Here is an 18,991-nt window from a genome sequence, read left to right on the forward strand (position 1 = left end):
TAATTTTAAACTAATTCTTCTTCATGCTCCATCTTATAGTTTAAAGCATCTTGCTTCTTAAAGAATGGATAGTACGCTATTGTAGACCAAGCTATTATTACAATCTGCCATAATGCACCTTTTACGCCCTGAAGAATGAAGCCTGATATTATAGGAGGTGTTGTCCAAGGCACTTCAACAGCTGAGAATGGATGCAAGAATCCAATCTTTATAGCAAAATATGTTACAACTGCAGATACTACTGGAACTAGAACGAATGGTAAGAACATGAATGGGTTCATTACTATAGGAAAACCAAATATGATAGGCTCATTTATATTAAATATAGCTGGCCAGATAGCAATCTTACCTAGAGCCTTCGATTGTTCAGATTTAGCTGCTAATAGTGCAGCTATTACAAGACCTACAGTAAGACCTGAACCTGTCACAGTTACAAACAATGCACCAAATTGTGGTGTCATTATATGAGCGCCGTTAGCTATTGTTAAATTTTTTCCACTTGTTATAAGTGCTTGGTTAGCAAGCTCATTTGCTGTATATAATGAACCTGTTACACCACCAACTATCATAGCTCCATGAACACCAAACCACCATAAGAAAGGTACCGCTGCAGTTAGTATTATAACTCCTGGTAAAGAATCTGTTAAACCTTGAAGTGGTGTCTGCAATACCTTATAAATCCATCCTATAAATGTTGTATTTAAAGCATATTTGAAAAACATATAAACAATCATAGTTCCTAAAAGTATAACAATTCCTGGTATAAGTGCGGAAAACTGATTAGCAACCCCTTGAGGTACTGATTCTGGTAATTTTATTGTGATCTTCTTAGTTAAAAACCATGAATATACTGCTCCTACTACAAGTCCAACTATAATAGCAGTTACCATACCTTGTCCACCTGTCCAACTCTTGTCAATTACATTGGTAACCGTTACTCCTTTATCAGTAGTTACAGAAAAGTTATTTAATCCCAAAAATACAACTAAAGATAAAATACCTGCAGATAACGGTTCATGTTTCTCATTCTTTGCATATGCATATCCTATACCAACAGCAGCTGCCATGGCCATTATTCCAAAGGAAGCATTATAAATTTGAAGTAATGGAGCTATCCAACCTGAACCAAATATACTTGCCATCCAGTCATTAAAAGGTTGATAAGGTATTTGTGCTAGTAGCAAAAATACAGATCCGCAAAGTGATAATGGAAGGGTGTACATTACACCATCTTTCAATGCCACTATAGCCTTTAGATTAACAAATTTCATTACAGCTGATATCATCTTGTCACTGAACTTAGCTTGTTCCATAATTAATCCCCCTTATATTTAATTAATAATTGACTACTTTTCAAACCAAAATAACTTTAGCTTTTAATCATACCTCTACTGCACTAAGGCAAGAGCTACTATCCTAACAACTTTAGTGCAAAATCTAATACTTTGTCTCCTCTCATCATTCCATAGTCAACAGAATTGATAACATCAACAGGTACATTTTTCTTCGAGCATTGTTCCCTAGCGCTATTTATCTTGAACCTTACTTGAGGCCCTAGTAATGCTATATCTATCCCCTCATCTAGTTTTGCAGACAATGTTGATTCTGGATAGGCTTCTATTTCTGCCTCAATACCTTTCTTTTCAGCTGCCTCCTTCATCTTTTTTACTAAAACACTTGTAGACATACCTGCAGCACAAAACAGTGCAATTTTTACCATAATATATTCCTCCTTAAAGAAAACTTTATATAAACGGAATCATCTAAATGATTTCGTTACTATACTGTTAAAAGTAATAAAAAGATTGTTTTCTAAATATGACTTAGTTGAACCTGATTATTTATTAAATTATTAACTACCTTCCTTAATTCAATTATCTGTTCAATAAGATTTTTTTCGGATATGGAAGTCATCAAATGATCTTGGGCATGTACAAACAATACCGAAATTTCAGTTCTTTCCCCTGCAGCTTCTCTTTGAAGTAAATCTGTTTGAACATTATGAGCTAAACTTAATGCATGATTTGCCTTCTCCATCATTTCCTCAGCCTCATGATACTGCCCTTTATTTACTTTATCTAATGCTTCGTAGGCATAAGCCTTTGCATCACCAGCATTTACTATGATATCTAGTACAATCATTTCTAATTCATTCATTTAATAAATCCCCTCTTTCTCATGATAATCTTTACACTTATTACATAGCAATTCACATGCCAAACACTACCATTATATATTTTGATAAGGTTTTCATAGACTTTGTTTTGTATTCTTATATAGTGTTAAAGTATTTATTATTAGTGTTTAAAAAGTAAGTTCTAGAGTTTAACGTATAGCATGATACAATTTCTAGTGTTTGTGATATTTTACAGTTCAATATTAAGTGTTTAATAGAAATGAGAGACATGTCGCTAGTTTATTTAATAATTTTAGATACTATCTGTTTATAAACTTTTTGATTTTAAGCTTAGTGAATAACTATTACTATGGTCTGAACATTTACTTTGCTGTATAATTAAATCAGATGTATATTTTTCCCATAGTAAGGAGGACTTTTCTTGAAAAAAGATGCAATATATGAAAAATTGTTAGAAGTAGATCCTGATCAAGGTATTGATGCAACTACTTTAGCATCAGTTTTAAATATGTCCAGATCAAACGTAAGCCACGAACTTAATAAACTATTTAAAGAAGGAAAAATATTAAAAACTTCTACCCGTCCAGTGCTATTTAGCGTACCTCCAGATTTAGTTAAGGAAAAATCCAGCATGAACAAACTAGATTTCATGCTAAAGACTCAAATAAGTTTAAAAAAGGCTATAGAACAAGTTAAAGCAGCTATTCTTTATCCGCCAAAAGGAATTCCTTCATTAATTTTTGGTGAAACCGGAGTAGGTAAATCAATGATAGCCTCATTAATGCACCAGTATGCTATAGATATGGGAATAAGAGAAAAGGACTCTCCTTTTATAGTATTTAATTGTGCTGACTACAGTAATAACTCTCAGCTATTAACATCAAGACTTTTTGGAGTGAAAAAAGGCACCTATACTGGAGCAGATTCGGATAAAGTTGGATTAATAGAGAAAGCAAACGGAGGAGTTCTATTTCTTGATGAGGTTCACAGACTTCCTCCTGAAGGTCAAGAAGCCCTATTCACATTTCTTGATAGCGGACTTTTTATACCTTTAGGATCTGATAACCCACAAAAATCAGATGTACTCATAATAACTGCTACTACTGAAGATCCTTCATCCTCCTTATTGCAAACCTTTACCAGAAGAATTCCTATGGTTATAAGAATTCCTTCTCTAAAAGAAAGGTCCTTAGATGAGAAGTTATTTTTAATAAAGAATTTTTTTAAACAAGAAAGTATTAAGATAAGTAGAGATATTTATGTTTCCCTAAACACTATGAGAGCACTACTATCTTATGATTGTCCTAGTAACGTTGGACAGCTTAAAAGTGATATTCAATTAATTTGCGCTAGAGCTTATTCTGAATATCTTACTAATATAAAATCTGATGTAAGAATAAGAAGCTCTAGTTTACCTTCTTATATTAAAGAAGGTCTTTATAAAGGCAAGGAGCATCGTCTACTTTGGAACAAAATTGTAGGAACAGAGATAGAATTTTTTAAATTCTCAAATTGCTGCCATAACCTGCAAGATGATATATCCGACGAGGATAATTGTATATATCAAATGATTGAAGAGAAATTAGAAACTTTACAATCACAAGGTATATCTAATATAGCTATCGAAAACATATTAGAAAAGAATATAACAAAATACTTTCATAGCCATGTTATTGGGGTTTCAGACGTAATTAACAGAAAAAACTTGCTCACTATTATAGATAAAGACTGTCTAGACTGCGTAGATAATGTGGTATATTTTTTAACTACTGAACTCAAAAGAAGATTAAATAGCAAAATTTATACTGCCTTAGCTCTTCATATAAACACTTTAATCAATAGGATAAATACAGACAACAGTATTGTTAACCCCGATTTAGATAAATTCAAAAATCTTTATCCTCTTCAATATGAGATTGCTTCTAAGGCTAAAAAAATAATTGAAAAATATATTAATAAATCAATTCCAGAAGATGAGGTAGGCTATCTTACAATTTTTCTTCTGCCTGAAGATGAATTTGAAAATAGCAGAAAGGATAAGGTGAAAATAATATTAATTGCTCACGGTCACTACACTGCTACATCTATGGCAGATGTAGCAAACCAGTTATTAGGAGAAACTTACGTCGTAGGTATAAATGCACCTCTTGAAGTAAGCCCTTTAAAAGTTCTGGACAAGCTAAGAGCATTAATTAAAAACAAACCAAATTCCAGCGGATATCTTTTGTTAGTAGATATGGGATCTCTTACAACTTTTGCTGATGCAATAGTAAGTGAATTTAATATACCAGCTAAAGTGGTACCTCTAGCATCAACTCTTCATGTACTTGAAGCAGCTAGAAAAGCACTCCTTGGATTTTCATTAGAAGAAATTCACAGGGAAGTAACAGCAGTAAATTCATATTTTCAAGGCGATAGATTTGATTTAAATCTTTCAAAGGAATCTAAAAAAGTTAGTATCATAACAGCCTGCTTAACTGGTGAAGGAGCCGCTGTAGCGATAAAAAGTTTCCTAAATAATACACTTAAGTATGATAAAAATTACTTTGAGATACTACATTTAAGTTGTCTCCACAAGAATCAGTTTGCTAAAAAGTTAGAAGATTTAAGAAAAAGAACTGATATATTATGCATTATCTCCTCTTTTTCTGTTTCAACAGATATTAAGCAATATGAAATGTATGATGTAATTAATATGAAAGCAATACCTGAAATCCAAGAAATGATTGATGTAAAAACCACTTTTTTAAAAATGCCTTCACTACTAAAAGAAAACATAGATAACTTTGATGGATATGAACTTTATAACTCAGTACTATCAACAGTAGAAAGGATTCAAAAAAATCTTTCTATCAAATTAGCAGATGAAAAACTTATTGGTATTCTTCTTCATTTATCATTTATGGTAAGCAGATTGTCTAAAAGTGACTACTCTATAGAGTACTTACAACGAGATGATTTTGTGAGAGAAAATCGATATTTCTTTGATATAGTAAAAGATAGCTTAAATCCACTAAAGGATAAATATTTTATAGACATATCTGATAATGAAGTATGCTATGTAACAAGCTTCTTCTTAAATCTTTCTTTTGCTTAAACTAATTAAAGATGAACCACTTCAATCCGAAATCTATTTTCAAAACTCCGCTGGGTTCTGAGTGGAGAATTTGAAAATATAAATTTAATTATGAAGTGGTTCATCTATAGCATTACTTAGCCAAAATGATTTATACTATATAAGACGCCCCAGGAACAACCTGAGGCGTCTTATATAGTATTAGCTATTTTGGGTTTAATATAAATTTCTCAATAACATAAGAAACTCCATCTTCCTCATTACTTTTAGTCACAAACTTAGCTAAAGCTTTTATTCTATCTTCTGCGTTTCCCATAGCTACGCTAAGACCTGCATATTGAAGCATCTCTCTATCATTATCAGCATCACCAATAGCTATTATCTCTTCTCTGGATATTCCAAGATACTTAGCCAAGCTTTCTACTCCTAAAGCTTTATTACAATCTTTGTTCATAAACTCTATCATGTATCCTACAGTTCTAATCACACTGTATTCTTGCTTTAAGTCTTCAGGAACTTCATTCATAATTCTATCAAGAACATCACTTTCTTCTTCAAGAACAACCTTATGTATTTCATCATTATCGTTTATCTCTTTAAGAAAATCTACTTTTTTTACCTTTAGGTTTAATCTTTTTTCCTCAGCCTCTGATAATTTGCTCAATTCACTTACTAAATCTTCTTTCTCAGTAAATGCATGAACATAAGCACCTAATTCTTTTGTTCTTGTATAAATGTATTTGAGATCTTTACCTGTAAGCACTGCACTACTGCTTACTACTGAATAATCTGAGCATCTGCATATTACAGCACCATTAAGACCAATAACATAGTCATCTTCCTTATTAAGCCCTAACTTATCTAAATAATTTTTTATCCCTTGAACGGGCCTCCCGGAAGTTAATACTATCTTTATTCCCAAATCCATTGCCTTCTTTATACTATCTCTTGTAGAATCTAATAAAGATTTATCATTTTGAAGAAGAGTACCATCCATATCTATTGCCATAAGCCTGTACATAATTCACCCCACCCTTTAAATTAATTATTATATAATTGAATTTTAAGGTTCTCCCTAAAGAAATCAGGAAGAACCTTAAAAATTTTAATACTATTAGATTTATTTTTAAACCGTAAACTTAGTTACTAATTGTTTAAAGCTTTCTTCATTCTGCTCTAACCAGTTAATAAATTCTACATTTTCTTCTTTGATAGTGTTAGCTAATTCAAATAAAAATTGTGGAACTTCATCCTGAAGTATATCCCCATAGGAATCACCTAGTCTAGTAACACCTTCTCCTAATGCACCCTTAACATAAAGTTCAAATACATTTTTAGATTCGTTATTTACTCTCTTCATCTTTCCTTGGAAACCTATAGTTCCAATTTCATGTACTCCACAGGAATTTGGACATCCTGATATATGAACTTTTGGTAATATATCTTCAGTTAAGCCTTCTTCTTTAAATTTAGATATTATTTCTTGTAAAGTTTTTTGTCCATTTAATATACCAATTTGGCATGTAGGTACGCCTATGCAAGCTACAGATTGCTCTAATCTAGTTTCTCCACCTAATGTTTTTGTAAGATTTATTAATTTTTCAGCTTCCTGCCCATTAAGATTTCTAATGTATAAGCCTTCATTCATAGTAAGTCTTACTTCTGTTTCATCGATACTTTTAAGTTCATCCAATAACATTTTTAAAACTGATAACTTTAATTGTCCCCCTATTGGATGGAAGTAGACACTATAAAGTCCTTCTTGCTTTTGTTTAAAAAGTCTAGAACTAATTAAATCTGTTTCAGCACCTTGCTTTACTACTTCTTTAGTCACTAAATCTAACTCTAGGTTTTGTGTTTCTTTAACTTGAGCTAAGTGCTTTTTATAACATTCTATAAATTGGTCAGCTCCCATTCTTTCCACTATGTATCTAATACGAGCCTTACCGTGGTTTTCGTAATCACCTTCAGCAATAAATAGATTAGTTATAGCTTCTACATGATATAGAACATCTTTAGGTTCTACTACTTCATCAAATGGCACTGCCAATCTCGGATTTCTCCCGATTCCACCACCTATATATAATTTGAAGCATTCTTTATTATTTTCTTTTACTGCCAAGAACCCTAAATCCGCAACTGTTGCATGAGCCTCATCCGCATCACTGCTTGCAAAGGCAACTTTTAGTTTTCTAGGCAGTTTATAGCTTCTTATCTTACTTACAAAATGCTCATTAACTTTTATAGCATATGGCGTTACATCAAAAGCCTCTTCAGGGTCAACCCCTGAAAGTGGTGAAAGCGCTACATTTCTTGGGTAGTTCCCACCAGCTCCCCTAGTATATATTCCTTCTTCCAATCCTTTTAACATAATCTCGCATATTTCATCTATTCCTAAACCATGAAGTTGTATTGCCTGCCTAGTTGTAAGATGTATTCCATCAAGATTATATTTGCTTGCAAAATCATATATTAATTGAAGCTTATCAATTGATATTACTCCTGAAAAAGTTCTCAATCTAACCATAAATTCTGTTCCACTTCTATGAGCATATACACCCATACCGCCTGAAGTTTTCTTGAAATTATTTCTATTTATTTCTCCACTTAAAAACTTATGTCCTACTTCTCTAAAATCTTCAATATCACTTATTAACTGTTCTTTTAAATTCTCCATTACTTTCACCCCAATAAATAAAGTTATTTTTCTGTCAATTACGCATTCTTATACAAAAGTATACTACTATATTTATTGTAAGTAAAACCATGATTTTAATCACAAACCTATTTAGATGACTAAAACACTATAAAATCTTGTTCTATCATTATCTAAGCTAATTTTCTATTCAAAGTATACTTATAAGAATAGGTGGATTAAATCAATTTATGTTTCATAAAACTATTATAAATTCCTCCCTCATCATGAGTATCAGTGATATCATATGCAATTTCCTTTAACTTATCATTTGCATTTCCCATAGCTATACCATATCCTACAAATTGAAGCATTTCAGAATCGTTAACACCATCTCCATAAGCGTAGCAATCTTCCCTAGATAAATTCAGATGTTTAAGAAGCAGCTCTATGGCTATAGCCTTATGTATACCAGGAAGTGATAATTCGCCACTGTTTTCACCAAATATAGGAATTGTAGCTGAAATAACGTTGAATTTATCTTTAAATTCCTCTTTTATTATCTCTATTGAAATATCTGACCCTAAAAAAGATACTTTATTAATATCGCTTCTGAACAAGTCTTCATCTTCTATTAAGCATTCTATAAATGGTGACATACCTTCCTCTAGTTCCGCTCTTTCTTTTGAATCTAGATTAGGATCTCCAAAAAATATTTCTCTAAGATGTTTTTTGCAGTTTTTACTTGCATATAATCCACCATTTGATTCCAGATAAAAATCTATATTATTATCATTAAAATAAGTTACTAGATGTCTTACATCTTCATCTGCTACTCTTTTATGAAATAGTACCTCTTCTCCTATTTCAATATATCCCCCAGCAGCTGCTATAACTCCATCAAATCCAATCTCCATTATGTGATCAAACAGCTCTGCCTTCGAACGGCCTGTGCACAAAAATACATAATGACCATTTTTTCTTGCTTCTTTTACTGCTATCTGTGCACTCTCTGGAATTATCCCATTATCATTTACTAAGGTTCCATCTACATCTAAAAATATTACTTTCTTACTCACTTGATTTCTCCCTTTATATAAAAAGAAGGTCAACTTTTACATCAACCTTCTAATTTACTTAATATAGATAATTTAAGCTAAATCCTCTCCATTAGTCTCAATTACTTTCTTATACCAGTAGAAACTCTTCTTAGGTCTTCTGCTCAAATCACCATTTCCATCATTATCTTTGTCTACGTAAATGAACCCATAACGCTTTTTCATCTCTCCAGTAGATGCACTTACTAAGTCTATACATCCCCACATAGTGTATCCCATAAGCTCAACACCATCCTTAACTGCCTCTTCCATTTCAATTATATGATCTCTTAAGTAATCAATTCTGTAATCATCATTAATTGAACCATCTTCTTCTACAACATCTACTGCACCTAATCCATTTTCAACAACCATTACAGGTATTTGATATCTATCATAAATATGGTTTAGTGTCCATCTTAATCCCTTAGGATCTATCTGCCATCCCCAATCTGAAGCTTTTAAGTAAGGATTTTTTAATCCTCCTAGTAAATTTCCTTTCGCTTCTTCTTGCTTAGCTGGATCAGCACTTACTGCATTAGACATATAGTAACTAAATGAATAGAAATCTACAGTACCTTCTTTTAGTATATCTAAATCTCCATCTTCCATTTTAATATCTATACCCTTTTCTTCAAAATGTCGAAGAGCAAATCCTGGATAGTAACCTCTCACCTGAACATCTCCACAAAGCATGTTTTGTATTTGATCTGCTTTTTGTGCCAATAAAATATCATCTGGATTACAAGTAAGTGGATAAAGAGTCATATATGCTATCATACATCCGATTTTAAAATCAGGGTTAATTTCATGTCCTAATTTTACAGCTTTAGCACTTGCTACGAATTGGTGATGTAACGCTTGAAATCTTAGTTTAGCTGAATCTTCTCCTTCTTTAACTAATACTCCGCCTCCCATGAAAGCGCCAAAATCAATAGTTAAACAATTTATTTCATTAAAAGTCAACCAGTACTTTACCTTATCTTTGTATCTTCTAAAAATTGTTTCACAATATCTTACATAACAGTCGATAACTTCTCTTCCTGCCCATCCGTTATACTTTTGAGTAAGTCCAAATGGAGTTTCATAATGAGATATTGTTACTAATGGCTCAATTCCGTTTTTCTTTAACTCATCAAATACATCATCATAAAATTTTAAGCCTTCTTCGTTTGGCTCTAATTCATCACCATTTGGAAATATCCTTGTCCAGTTTATTGACATACGAAAAGTCTTAAATCCCATATCTCCAAACATTTTTATATCTTCTTTATAATGTCCATAGAAGTCAATTGCTTCATGGCTTGGATAATATGTTCCTTCTTCTAAAACCGGAGTAATTCTTCTTGGGGTTGTATGTGTTCCACCAGTCATCATATCAGCAGTACTTGGCCCCTTACCACCTTTATTCCATCCGCCTTCGAATTGGTTCGCAGCTGTAGCTCCACCCCATAAAAATCCATCTTTCATCTTCATAAAAATACCTCCTAAATGTTTAATTTAAATTGTAAATTATATTAACATTTATTATCTATTACTCTAAATTACCCTACAGCTACATTATAACCTTTTCATGCTGATGAATTTTTTCTAATTTTGAAAAGATTCAGTCACTACGATTAGCTTATAAATTACCTAAACTATTCGAACTATCACTGAAATTTTACCTACATAAAGTATACTAAATAAAAAAAATCGCTTAATCGTCTTAAAACTTTTATAATTTCCTTTACAGTAAAAATAAATTTGGGATATAAAACAACCTTACAGGTAGTTTTATATCCCAATATTTTATATAAAAAATCCTTAGGTTTATACCCTTAGATTTGTTTACACATATACCTCGCAAACTTTATGTTAAGAATGTCTGGTTTAACTATATATTATTTAAATACCTTTACTCTTTCTTCTAGTGGTTGGAATTGCTTTTCACCTGGTTCTGCTGTTGGTTTTCCAAATGGCATTTGACCGATAAGCTTCCAATTGTTAGGTATGCTCCATTCTGACTTTACATCCTCTTCTATAAGTTCATTGTAGTGTTGCAATGAAGCTCCAAAACCTTCTAGTTCTAATCCTGTCCAAACAACAAATTGATGCATTCCACTTGCTTGCTGTGACCATACTGGGAAGTTATCTTTGTATAGGGCAAATTGCTTTTGTAATGATTCAACCACACTGCCATCTTCGAAGAATAAAACTGTTCCGTATCCGTTTTTAAATGAGTTTATCTTTTCTTCTGTTGAACTAAATTGATCTGCTGGCACAACCTTTCTTAAAGCTTCTTTTGTAATATCCCATAGTCTATCATGTTGAGCCCCTAATAATAGGACTACTCTCGCACTTTGTGAGTTAAATGCTGATGGTACATATTTCACTGCTTTTTCAACTATTTCCTTGATTTTATCATCAGAAACTACAGCCTCTTTACTAATCCCATAATATGACCTTCTAAGTTCTATTGCATCATAAAAATTCTTTTCCATTTTATATTACCTCCAACTAAAAATTTATATTTTATATATGTTACTAGATTTTTTATTTTTATAAACAACGTTCTTATATATTATTGTTACCAACTAACTTATTGTAACTTGGTATATTTAAATTATATGATTTTAATTCTCAATAGTCAAGTATTTTCATAAAATTTTTTAGATATTTTTATTGCATAAAGAATAAAAAACATAAAAGATTTATACTATATCTTTTATGTTTCTATGTTTCATTATATTCATTTTATATATTCGTATACTTGAGGTATACAAATTACCCTTCTATAACTTTTATGTAGACCTTTCTATCTCTCGGCCCGTCAAATTCACAGAAATATACTCCTTGCCAAACGCCTAGCATAAGTTCTCCATTTTCAATTATTATAGTTACCGATGATCCCATCAGTGAAGCCTTGATATGAGAAGCAGAGTTTCCCTCGAAATGTTTATAAGCTTTGTTTTCTGGTGATATATTCTTAAATCCTAATAACATATCACTTACTACATCAGGATCAGCGTTTTCATTGATAGTGATACCTGCAGTAGTATGAGGAACAAATACCACAACTAAACCATCATTTACGCCACTTTCCTTTACTCTTTGTCTTATGGTAGAAGTTATATTTAACATCTCATCAGTGCTGTGCGTTCTTATTTTATATTCCATTTACGATCTCCTTTTATTCTTTATAAATTATAAGCAAAAGAACCCAATCCAAAGGGTTCTTTTAATGTATTTACTATCCTTATATTAATTATTCCGCTATAGCAGATAATCTTTCTAGATCAGCAATTATCACTCTTACTAAATCAAGTTTTCCTCGTGCATAATCCTTGTCATTTAAGTACTCCATACCTAGTTCTATGCATCTTTCTGTCTCTTTATATTCACTTAATAATTTTTCTAATTCGCTCATCAATAACACCTCTAAATTTTAATAAAATCACACCTGATTGAATTTGTACTAATATACTTTAGCTTTACCAATCTTTCTCGGTAGTGCAATACCGTGGGACATCCGCCGAAAACTCGATACTTCCCATCCTCGTCAACTTAAAGATTCTTAAACCTCATTAAGTCCTGGCGCTTTATTTTTATAAAAAGTTTTGAATTTAAGTTTTATTCTAACAAAACCTTCTAAATTTACATTACCTCCTCTCTATTAATAATATGTAAATCACTGATTTATTGAACCTTTTTCTTCTGTACGATTAATAATATTGTTGCATGAATGTACTACTTCATAATAAAACTTATATTTTCAGATTGAAGCGATACATCTTTAATTAAATTTTAGCACACTATATTTATTTTTAACCTTCGTTCATTGAAATTTATTAATTCATTAAAGAACTTTTAGTCACTAATATAAGAAAGTCGCTGAAGTGATCTTCTTCAGCGACTTTCTTTGCATATCTGCCTTTCCACATATACATGAAGAAAATTTGGCACGGCAATAAGTTTTGTTTTTTAAATAATTTTATTAAATAGAGTCAAATATTCAGCATATCCTTCTTCTACTAATCTTTCTTTAGGAATAAATCTTAAAGCTGCTGAGTTAATACAATATCTGAGACCACCTTCTGCTTCTGGCCCATCTGTAAATACATGACCTAAGTGAGAATCAGCATCTGCACTCCTTACTTCTACTCTACGCATATTATGTGTCAGATCAGCTTTTTCCTTTATGAAGTCGTTGTTTATAGGTTTTGTGAATGCTGGCCATCCACAGCCTGAATCGTATTTATCATTTGATGAAAATAGTGGTTCACCAGACACGATATCAACGTATATGCCATCCTCTACATTTATATCATATTCATTTGTAAATGGTCTTTCAGTTCCATTATTTTGAGTTACTTCATATTGGATTGGAGTTAATCTCGCTCTTAATTCTTCATCACTTTCTTTTGTGTATTTAGTATTTGTCAAAATATTTCCCTCCTGTAACTATGCTAATTTTTTATTTACTCTTTAGTTCTACTAATTTTATATAATTAGTAGTTATATCTCTGTAGGTTAAATACCTATCGCATACATTAACATCTGTAGCACCTTTTACGTCTATTATCTTTTTCTTTGATGAATTAGCCTCATCAATTAAATATACGCCATCATTATTAGAGTAATATATTTTATTATCTGCTATATTAACACATATAACATCTTTCTCTAATACTTTATCCTCCTTAGTATCTATATCTTTCATGTGTAGTTCTCCTGTTGGATGACTAAAGTAGTTATAATTTATATCTTTATCATTTAACATAAAACTATACTCGTATTTTTGAGTGACTTGAGAGTACTTAGGTAGCATTTTATCTTGGGGATTTTTTATTAAAATTTCACCAGTATTTAGGTTTCTTGATTTTAAGTAATCATAATCTATACTTGAACTTTTATCACTTATTATTTCATATTGAAAATACTTTTCTGTTGAGCTATCTGGATAATACTCTTTGTAAAAAATCTCTTTATTATTTACATCAAGTATATCCGCATATTTTCCTTGAGATAAAACTTTGTAATTATCCCCATTAGTACTTACTCTAAAGACCTCAGTATAATACTCTGAGTTTATATATCCAGTTAATTTTGTCCCTATTATAGTATCATCAATAACCCTAAGATTATAAAATGTAGTTATAAGATTTTTTTCTTCTTTTACATCAGTCAATTTTTTCTTATCTGTTCCATCTAGATTCATTTTGTATAGATTGTTATTATCTTCGCCATTTACAAAGTAAATAGTTTTATCTTTTTGAACCATATGGGACTTATTATTTATGTTACCTTCTGTATTACCTGTAAATTTTACTATGTCTAACTTACACTCTACAGGTTTATTGATAAGCTCTAGATTTCCTCCTAATATATATGTTCCTGCTGTATCAGTGGTAAGAGGTTTTGCGAACCACTTTACTTTAAACTCTACTTCTTTCTTGTCTATGGTAAGTGCCTTAACTGTATCTGGCATTACCAGACTTTGACCTTCGTAAATTTTTATGCTCTCTTTATTAAACTTTAGTGAGTTTACTATCTCATCTAAACGTGACTTAAAATTTTCTTTATCACTTGTCTTTTCCATATTATCCTTTAATAGAGTTATGGCACCTATAATATCTGCCTTACCTTCTAACGCTTGTGATTTCATTAAAATGGCTTTATTATCTTTATCTGATATCTTAAGGACCTTATCACAATAAACTATAGTATCCTGATATTTTTTTGAGTTCATAGTCATTTCTGCTCTCTTTATATAGTAAAAAGTCTTTATGTTGTTTAAGTTTATAAATATTGAAACTATTAATACCAATACCACTAAAGCAGAAATCAAAGTAATTATCGGCCTTTTTAAACTCTTTTTGTTTTCTATCTTTTCCGCTTCTGCATCATTACTTGATTCATCTATCCTCATTAAACTCCCTCCAAAAAAGCTTTCTTATTATTATATTTTTACTAGGGCTTGGTTATTACTGGATAAGAATCATAACTTATTTTTATAAACTTTAAGTAACAAAATTCTTTAACTTTAATACAATATTATTAAGATATTTTAGAAAGGATTGCTGTATAAAAAAAGAACATAATAAAAAAGTCGCTGAAACGACCAAAAAGGTGCCCAGATTTGAACTGACCCCATAATTTTAGACAAATATTAATTAAGCTATTTTTAGAGACTGAATCCTGTATTGAACAGGACTCAGTCCTTTTAATTTTATCTTAATACGATTATTATTATAATAATCTATATAAGATACTAACTCTTCTATAAAGTGATCTATACTTTCAAATTCCTGTAGATATAGCAACTCTGTTTTCAGTAATCCAAAGAAGTTTTCCATAACTGAGTTATCAAGACAGTTACCTTTTCGCGACATACTTTGCTTAATACCTTTTTCCTTTAGCATCTTTTGATATTTATTCATTTGATATTGCCATCCCTGATCTGAGTGTAGTATCAATTCTATGTCATCAGGAATCTTCTCAAAGGCCTTTTTAAGCATATCAACTGTTTGATGAAATGTAGGCCTTTCGGATAAGTTATAACTTATTATTTCTCCGTTGTACAAGTCAAGGATTGGCGAAAGATATAGCTTTTTTCCAAAGACAGCGAATTCGGTCACGTCAGTAACCCACTTCTCATTAGGTCTATTAGCTTTGAAGTTACGCGATAACAAGTTTGGGGCAATCTTGCCGATTTTGCCTCGGTATGACCTGTACTTCTTAATACGAACCATACACTTTAAACATAACTGCTTCATCAGTCTTTGAACAGTTTTATGATTTACAATATATCCTCTATTGTGCAGTTCTAAAGTAATTCTCCTGTATCCATATCTACCTTTATTCTCATGGAAAATCTGGACGATACAGGACTTAACAACATCGTATTTATCAGATTTCTCCATGCTTTTTATACGATAGTAGAACGTGCTGCGAGGAATGTTTGCAATTTCTAATAAATCAGCTAACTTATATTTATGCCTTAATTCTCTAATAACAACTACTTTGTCTTTTTCGCTGATTTTTCCCTGGCTTGAACTAAGGCATTCAATTTTTTTAGGTACTCATTCTCCATTCGAAGGCGTTGAACCTCAGCAATTAAATCTTCATTTTGTGAGTTATCAGTATTAGGCTTTTTAAACTTATCCTTTTTCATTTTTGCCTTCCTCCCTCTGTTATCTCTATACAGAGCTTCGGGACCATACTCGAGATATATCCGTTCCCAAACACCTACGGTTGAACCATTTGGAATCCCAAAATGAACAGCCCCTTGGAATAGAGATAAATTATTCTTATGGATATATTCTATAACATGAACTTTAAAATCACCAGTATATGTTCCAGACTTCATAGAAAGTCCTTCTACTCCAAATTTCTCATAAAGCGCAACCCATCTTTGAACTACAACTTTTGCTGTAGGGAGTGATTTTGCTACAGAATTGACTGACATACCTTTTTCTAATACATCATTCACCACTTTCAGTTTAACTTCTAAAGTATGTTTAGACATAAAAAATGCACCTCCAAATATTAGTTTTGTCTAATATTTGGGGTGCACTTCAATTTCTGGACACCTTTTTATATTAATTATTAGCTTTTTGCTCAATTAATTTAGCTAAATCATGAGCCATTTTATCTATTTCTTCTTGGTTTTCGCCTTCAAGCATAACTCTTACCAATGGTTCTGTTCCTGAAGGTCTTATAAGAACTCTTCCTACTCCGTGAAGAGCTTCTTCTATCTTCTTTATTTCATTCTTTATTTCTTCATCTTCTTCATGTATATTCTTCTTCTCATTAGGAATCTTTGCATTGGCAAGAACTTGTGGTAATTCATGCATTATAGATGCTAGTTCACTTAAAGTTTTACCGCTTTTCTTAACTATTGAAGCCATCTGAAGAGCTGTTACTAGACCATCACCTGTAGTATTGAAATCTAAGAATATAATATGACCAGATTGTTCACCACCTAATACATACCCATTCTTAACCATTTCCTCAAGAACATATCTATCTCCAACTTTAGTATCTATTGTCTTTATTCCTTCTCTTTCACAAGCTATTTTAAGACCTAAATTACTCATTACAGTAACTACTAATGTATCATCCTTTAATCTTCCTAGTTCTTTCAAATGCTTTGCACAAAGAGTCATTGCAAAGTCTCCGTTAACAAGTTTACCTTTCTCATCAACTGCAAGACATCTATCAGCATCACCATCAAATGCAAAACCTACGTCACAACCTTTTTTTATTACATAATCCATAAGTTCTTCTGGATGAGTCGAACCACAGTTTTCATTTATATTGGTTCCATCTGGGTTGTCATTTATAACAAATACATCTGCTCCAAGATCTCTAAAAGCTTGAACAGCTGCAGAATAGCATGCACCATTAGCGCAATCTAAAGCAACTCTAAGTCCTTCTAGGTCGAAAGCTATTGTTTGCTTTGCAAATTCTATATAGTCTTCTAAAGCTCCAACTTCTCTTCTTTTTCTTCCAACATTCTCCCCTGTAGGACTTGGAACACCTTCAAAGTTACTTTCTATAACTCTTTGTATTTCATCCTCTAATTCATCTTGAAGTTTATATCCTTTATTATCAAAGAACTTAATTCCGTTGTATTCTACTGGATTATGGGATGCTGATATCATTATTCCAGCATCAGCGCCGTATTCTCTTGTTAAATAAGCTATTGCTGGAGTAGGTACAACACCTAGCGCTACAGCCTCAGCTCCCACTGACAATATTCCTGCAACTAAAGCTGATTCAAGCATATCACAAGATATTCTTGTATCTTTTCCAACTAATATCTTAGGCTTATGGGTTCCTTCTGTTAATACATATGCACCAGCTCTTCCTAAGTTATAAGCTGTAAGTGCAGTAAGCTCAGTATTAGCTATACCCCTAACTCCATCAGTTCCAAACATTCTTCCCATATAATATATACCTCACTTTTGCATTTTTACTTTTTTTGTAGAGATGACTCCATCATACTTATACGAATACTTATATTGAGGTAGTTCATCTTTATATATGACTTATTTTATCAAATTAAAGCTTTACTTAAACACATAAACGTTTAATTTGACAAACAGACTATAAATAGCCCCTAGTGTATATTATATGAATGTTGCTGCAATTAATCAACAACGAAGAAATTACAATACGTTTAATTTTCCAACAAAATTTGATATAAACCTTCTATTTATCCTTTTAATATCCAGATAGTCCTCTTTCTCTACATTTCCCCTCAACCTTCATGAAGATAAAATATCCGAGCCAAAGCAATGCAACCATGAATCCGCATAGTATTAAGAACTGCAATCTTAAATCCATTAGAGGTTTTTGTCCAACGAGTATAGACCTAACACTATCATTAAGAAATGTTAATGGTATTGCAAAGGCTATAGGAAGCAGATATTTAGGAAATATCTGAATTGGAAAATAAGCTCCTGAAAAGCCATATAACAAAGAGTTTGATATATCTACTACAGTATTAGCATTTTTTATTATTAGAACTAAGCTGGCCATTATAAGCCCTAAGCCAATCAGTGATATAATTCCAGGAATCATAAACATAATAGCTTTTATTAAATTACCACTAATATTAAATCCAAATAAGAAATGACACACTACACCAGTTACAACTATTTCAACCGTGCATCTTACAAATTCAAATATAGAACTAGAAACTACTAATATTGCTCTATTTACAGGGGCGGTCCAGTTAGCTTCCAAAACTCCATCCATCATCTCATCCTTCATTGAAAAACCTACACTCCACATTGCCGCTCCGCTATAAGATGAAAGCATAAATCCTAATATAAGAAATCCCATATAGTTAGAACTTCCAGTATAAGCCTGAAATCCACTTAGACTGTCTCCTTTTGAAAACACCTTAGCCATAAAATAAAACGGGCTTAACCATATTATTGGATCTACTACAAAGAAAAATATATTCAGAGGGTACCTAAAATATATTTTAGCTTTCATTATAAAGCGTGCTCTTATAACTCTCATAACTTTTTTTAACTCCAAAATAGCACCTC

General features: G+C 31.7%; 16 protein-coding genes. 1 reads left to right on the plus strand and 15 read right to left on the minus strand.

Annotated elements, in window-relative coordinates:
• Positions 1-5: 5 nt before the first annotated feature.
• The 3 genes from bsdtw1_RS19155 to bsdtw1_RS19165 form a co-directional block, all read right to left on the minus strand.
• On the minus strand, positions 6-1,313 hold the full coding sequence (locus tag bsdtw1_RS19155) for a PTS sugar transporter subunit IIC (protein ID WP_183279120.1): 1,308 nt from the start codon (positions 1,311-1,313) through the stop codon (positions 6-8).
• Positions 1,314-1,411: 98 nt separating this feature from the next.
• A complete protein-coding gene (locus bsdtw1_RS19160) occupies positions 1,412-1,720 on the minus strand; it encodes a PTS sugar transporter subunit IIB (RefSeq protein ID WP_183279121.1) in 309 nt (102 codons plus the stop codon).
• A 92-nt stretch (positions 1,721-1,812) separates the two neighbouring features.
• Entirely contained in the window at positions 1,813-2,157 is a 345-nt protein-coding gene (locus tag bsdtw1_RS19165; RefSeq protein WP_183279122.1) for a PTS sugar transporter subunit IIA, read from the minus strand.
• A gap of 401 nt (positions 2,158-2,558) precedes the next feature.
• Between bsdtw1_RS19165 and bsdtw1_RS19170 the strand changes: the two genes are divergently transcribed.
• Positions 2,559-5,234: a sigma-54-dependent transcriptional regulator gene (locus bsdtw1_RS19170; RefSeq protein ID WP_244638192.1), complete on the plus strand. Its 2,676-nt coding sequence runs from the start codon at positions 2,559-2,561 to the stop codon at positions 5,232-5,234.
• A gap of 184 nt (positions 5,235-5,418) precedes the next feature.
• On the opposite strand, the gene bsdtw1_RS19175 is transcribed toward bsdtw1_RS19170, so the two are convergent.
• The 12 genes from bsdtw1_RS19175 to bsdtw1_RS19230 all read right to left on the minus strand — a co-directional run bounded on the left by bsdtw1_RS19175 (position 5,419) and on the right by bsdtw1_RS19230 (position 18,980).
• On the minus strand, positions 5,419-6,234 hold the full coding sequence (locus bsdtw1_RS19175; RefSeq protein WP_183279123.1) for a Cof-type HAD-IIB family hydrolase: 816 nt from the start codon (positions 6,232-6,234) through the stop codon (positions 5,419-5,421).
• Between the two features lie 105 nt (positions 6,235-6,339).
• Positions 6,340-7,890 (minus strand): nitrite/sulfite reductase, encoded by a 1,551-nt coding sequence (locus bsdtw1_RS19180; RefSeq protein WP_183279124.1) that lies wholly within the window; start codon positions 7,888-7,890, stop codon positions 6,340-6,342.
• Positions 7,891-8,087: 197 nt separating this feature from the next.
• Positions 8,088-8,927, minus strand: a complete 840-nt coding sequence (locus bsdtw1_RS19185) for a Cof-type HAD-IIB family hydrolase (protein ID WP_183279125.1) — start codon at positions 8,925-8,927, stop codon at positions 8,088-8,090.
• Between the two features lie 72 nt (positions 8,928-8,999).
• Positions 9,000-10,421 carry a glycoside hydrolase family 1 protein gene (locus bsdtw1_RS19190; RefSeq protein ID WP_183279126.1) on the minus strand — a complete coding sequence of 474 codons (1,422 nt, stop codon included), beginning with the start codon at positions 10,419-10,421 and terminating at the stop codon, positions 9,000-9,002.
• Positions 10,422-10,828: 407 nt separating this feature from the next.
• Entirely contained in the window at positions 10,829-11,428 is a 600-nt protein-coding gene (locus tag bsdtw1_RS19195; RefSeq protein ID WP_183279127.1) for a nitroreductase family protein, read from the minus strand.
• A gap of 283 nt (positions 11,429-11,711) precedes the next feature.
• A complete protein-coding gene (locus bsdtw1_RS19200; RefSeq protein ID WP_183279128.1) occupies positions 11,712-12,104 on the minus strand; it encodes a secondary thiamine-phosphate synthase enzyme YjbQ in 393 nt (130 codons plus the stop codon).
• 88 nt (positions 12,105-12,192) lie between these two features.
• Positions 12,193-12,354 (minus strand): hypothetical protein, encoded by a 162-nt coding sequence (locus tag bsdtw1_RS19205; protein ID WP_183279129.1) that lies wholly within the window; start codon positions 12,352-12,354, stop codon positions 12,193-12,195.
• Positions 12,355-12,908: 554 nt separating this feature from the next.
• Complete coding sequence (msrB, locus tag bsdtw1_RS19210) at positions 12,909-13,370, minus strand: peptide-methionine (R)-S-oxide reductase MsrB (protein WP_205245290.1); 462 nt, start codon at positions 13,368-13,370, stop codon at positions 12,909-12,911.
• A gap of 31 nt (positions 13,371-13,401) precedes the next feature.
• Positions 13,402-14,856, minus strand: a complete 1,455-nt coding sequence (locus tag bsdtw1_RS19215) for an Ig-like domain-containing protein (RefSeq protein ID WP_183279130.1) — start codon at positions 14,854-14,856, stop codon at positions 13,402-13,404.
• A gap of 244 nt (positions 14,857-15,100) precedes the next feature.
• A protein-coding gene (locus bsdtw1_RS19220) for an IS3 family transposase (RefSeq protein ID WP_183276183.1) occupies positions 15,101-16,455 on the minus strand; the annotation gives its coding sequence in 2 pieces (ribosomal slippage) (positions 15,101-15,996 and positions 15,996-16,455; 1,356 coding nt in all).
• A 73-nt stretch (positions 16,456-16,528) separates the two neighbouring features.
• Positions 16,529-17,878, minus strand: a complete 1,350-nt coding sequence (glmM, locus tag bsdtw1_RS19225) for a phosphoglucosamine mutase (protein WP_183279131.1) — start codon at positions 17,876-17,878, stop codon at positions 16,529-16,531.
• 277 nt (positions 17,879-18,155) lie between these two features.
• Positions 18,156-18,980, minus strand: coding sequence for an ABC transporter permease (locus bsdtw1_RS19230; RefSeq protein WP_183279132.1), 825 nt, complete (start codon positions 18,978-18,980; stop codon positions 18,156-18,158).
• Positions 18,981-18,991: the final 11 nt, after the last annotated feature.

Source organism: Clostridium fungisolvens (assembly GCF_014193895.1).
In the GTDB taxonomy this organism is placed as follows: domain Bacteria; phylum Bacillota; class Clostridia; order Clostridiales; family Clostridiaceae; genus Clostridium_AR; species Clostridium_AR fungisolvens.

Excerpts from the sequence above, each read along its gene's own strand:
- bsdtw1_RS19155 (WP_183279120.1), bottom strand. The coding sequence starts at position 1,313 with ATGGAACAAGCTAAGTTCAGTGACAAGATGATATCAGCTGTAATGAAA.
- bsdtw1_RS19160 (WP_183279121.1), bottom strand. The coding sequence starts at position 1,720 with ATGGTAAAAATTGCACTGTTTTGTGCTGCAGGTATGTCTACAAGTGTT.
- bsdtw1_RS19165 (WP_183279122.1), bottom strand. The coding sequence starts at position 2,157 with ATGAATGAATTAGAAATGATTGTACTAGATATCATAGTAAATGCTGGT.
- bsdtw1_RS19175 (WP_183279123.1), bottom strand. The coding sequence starts at position 6,234 with ATGTACAGGCTTATGGCAATAGATATGGATGGTACTCTTCTTCAAAAT.
- bsdtw1_RS19180 (WP_183279124.1), bottom strand. The coding sequence starts at position 7,890 with ATGGAGAATTTAAAAGAACAGTTAATAAGTGATATTGAAGATTTTAGA.
- bsdtw1_RS19190 (WP_183279126.1), bottom strand. The coding sequence starts at position 10,421 with ATGAAGATGAAAGATGGATTTTTATGGGGTGGAGCTACAGCTGCGAAC.
- bsdtw1_RS19195 (WP_183279127.1), bottom strand. The coding sequence starts at position 11,428 with ATGGAAAAGAATTTTTATGATGCAATAGAACTTAGAAGGTCATATTAT.
- bsdtw1_RS19200 (WP_183279128.1), bottom strand. The coding sequence starts at position 12,104 with ATGGAATATAAAATAAGAACGCACAGCACTGATGAGATGTTAAATATA.
- bsdtw1_RS19205 (WP_183279129.1), bottom strand. The coding sequence starts at position 12,354 with ATGAGCGAATTAGAAAAATTATTAAGTGAATATAAAGAGACAGAAAGA.
- bsdtw1_RS19215 (WP_183279130.1), bottom strand. The coding sequence starts at position 14,856 with ATGAGGATAGATGAATCAAGTAATGATGCAGAAGCGGAAAAGATAGAA.
- glmM (WP_183279131.1), bottom strand. The coding sequence starts at position 17,878 with ATGGGAAGAATGTTTGGAACTGATGGAGTTAGGGGTATAGCTAATACT.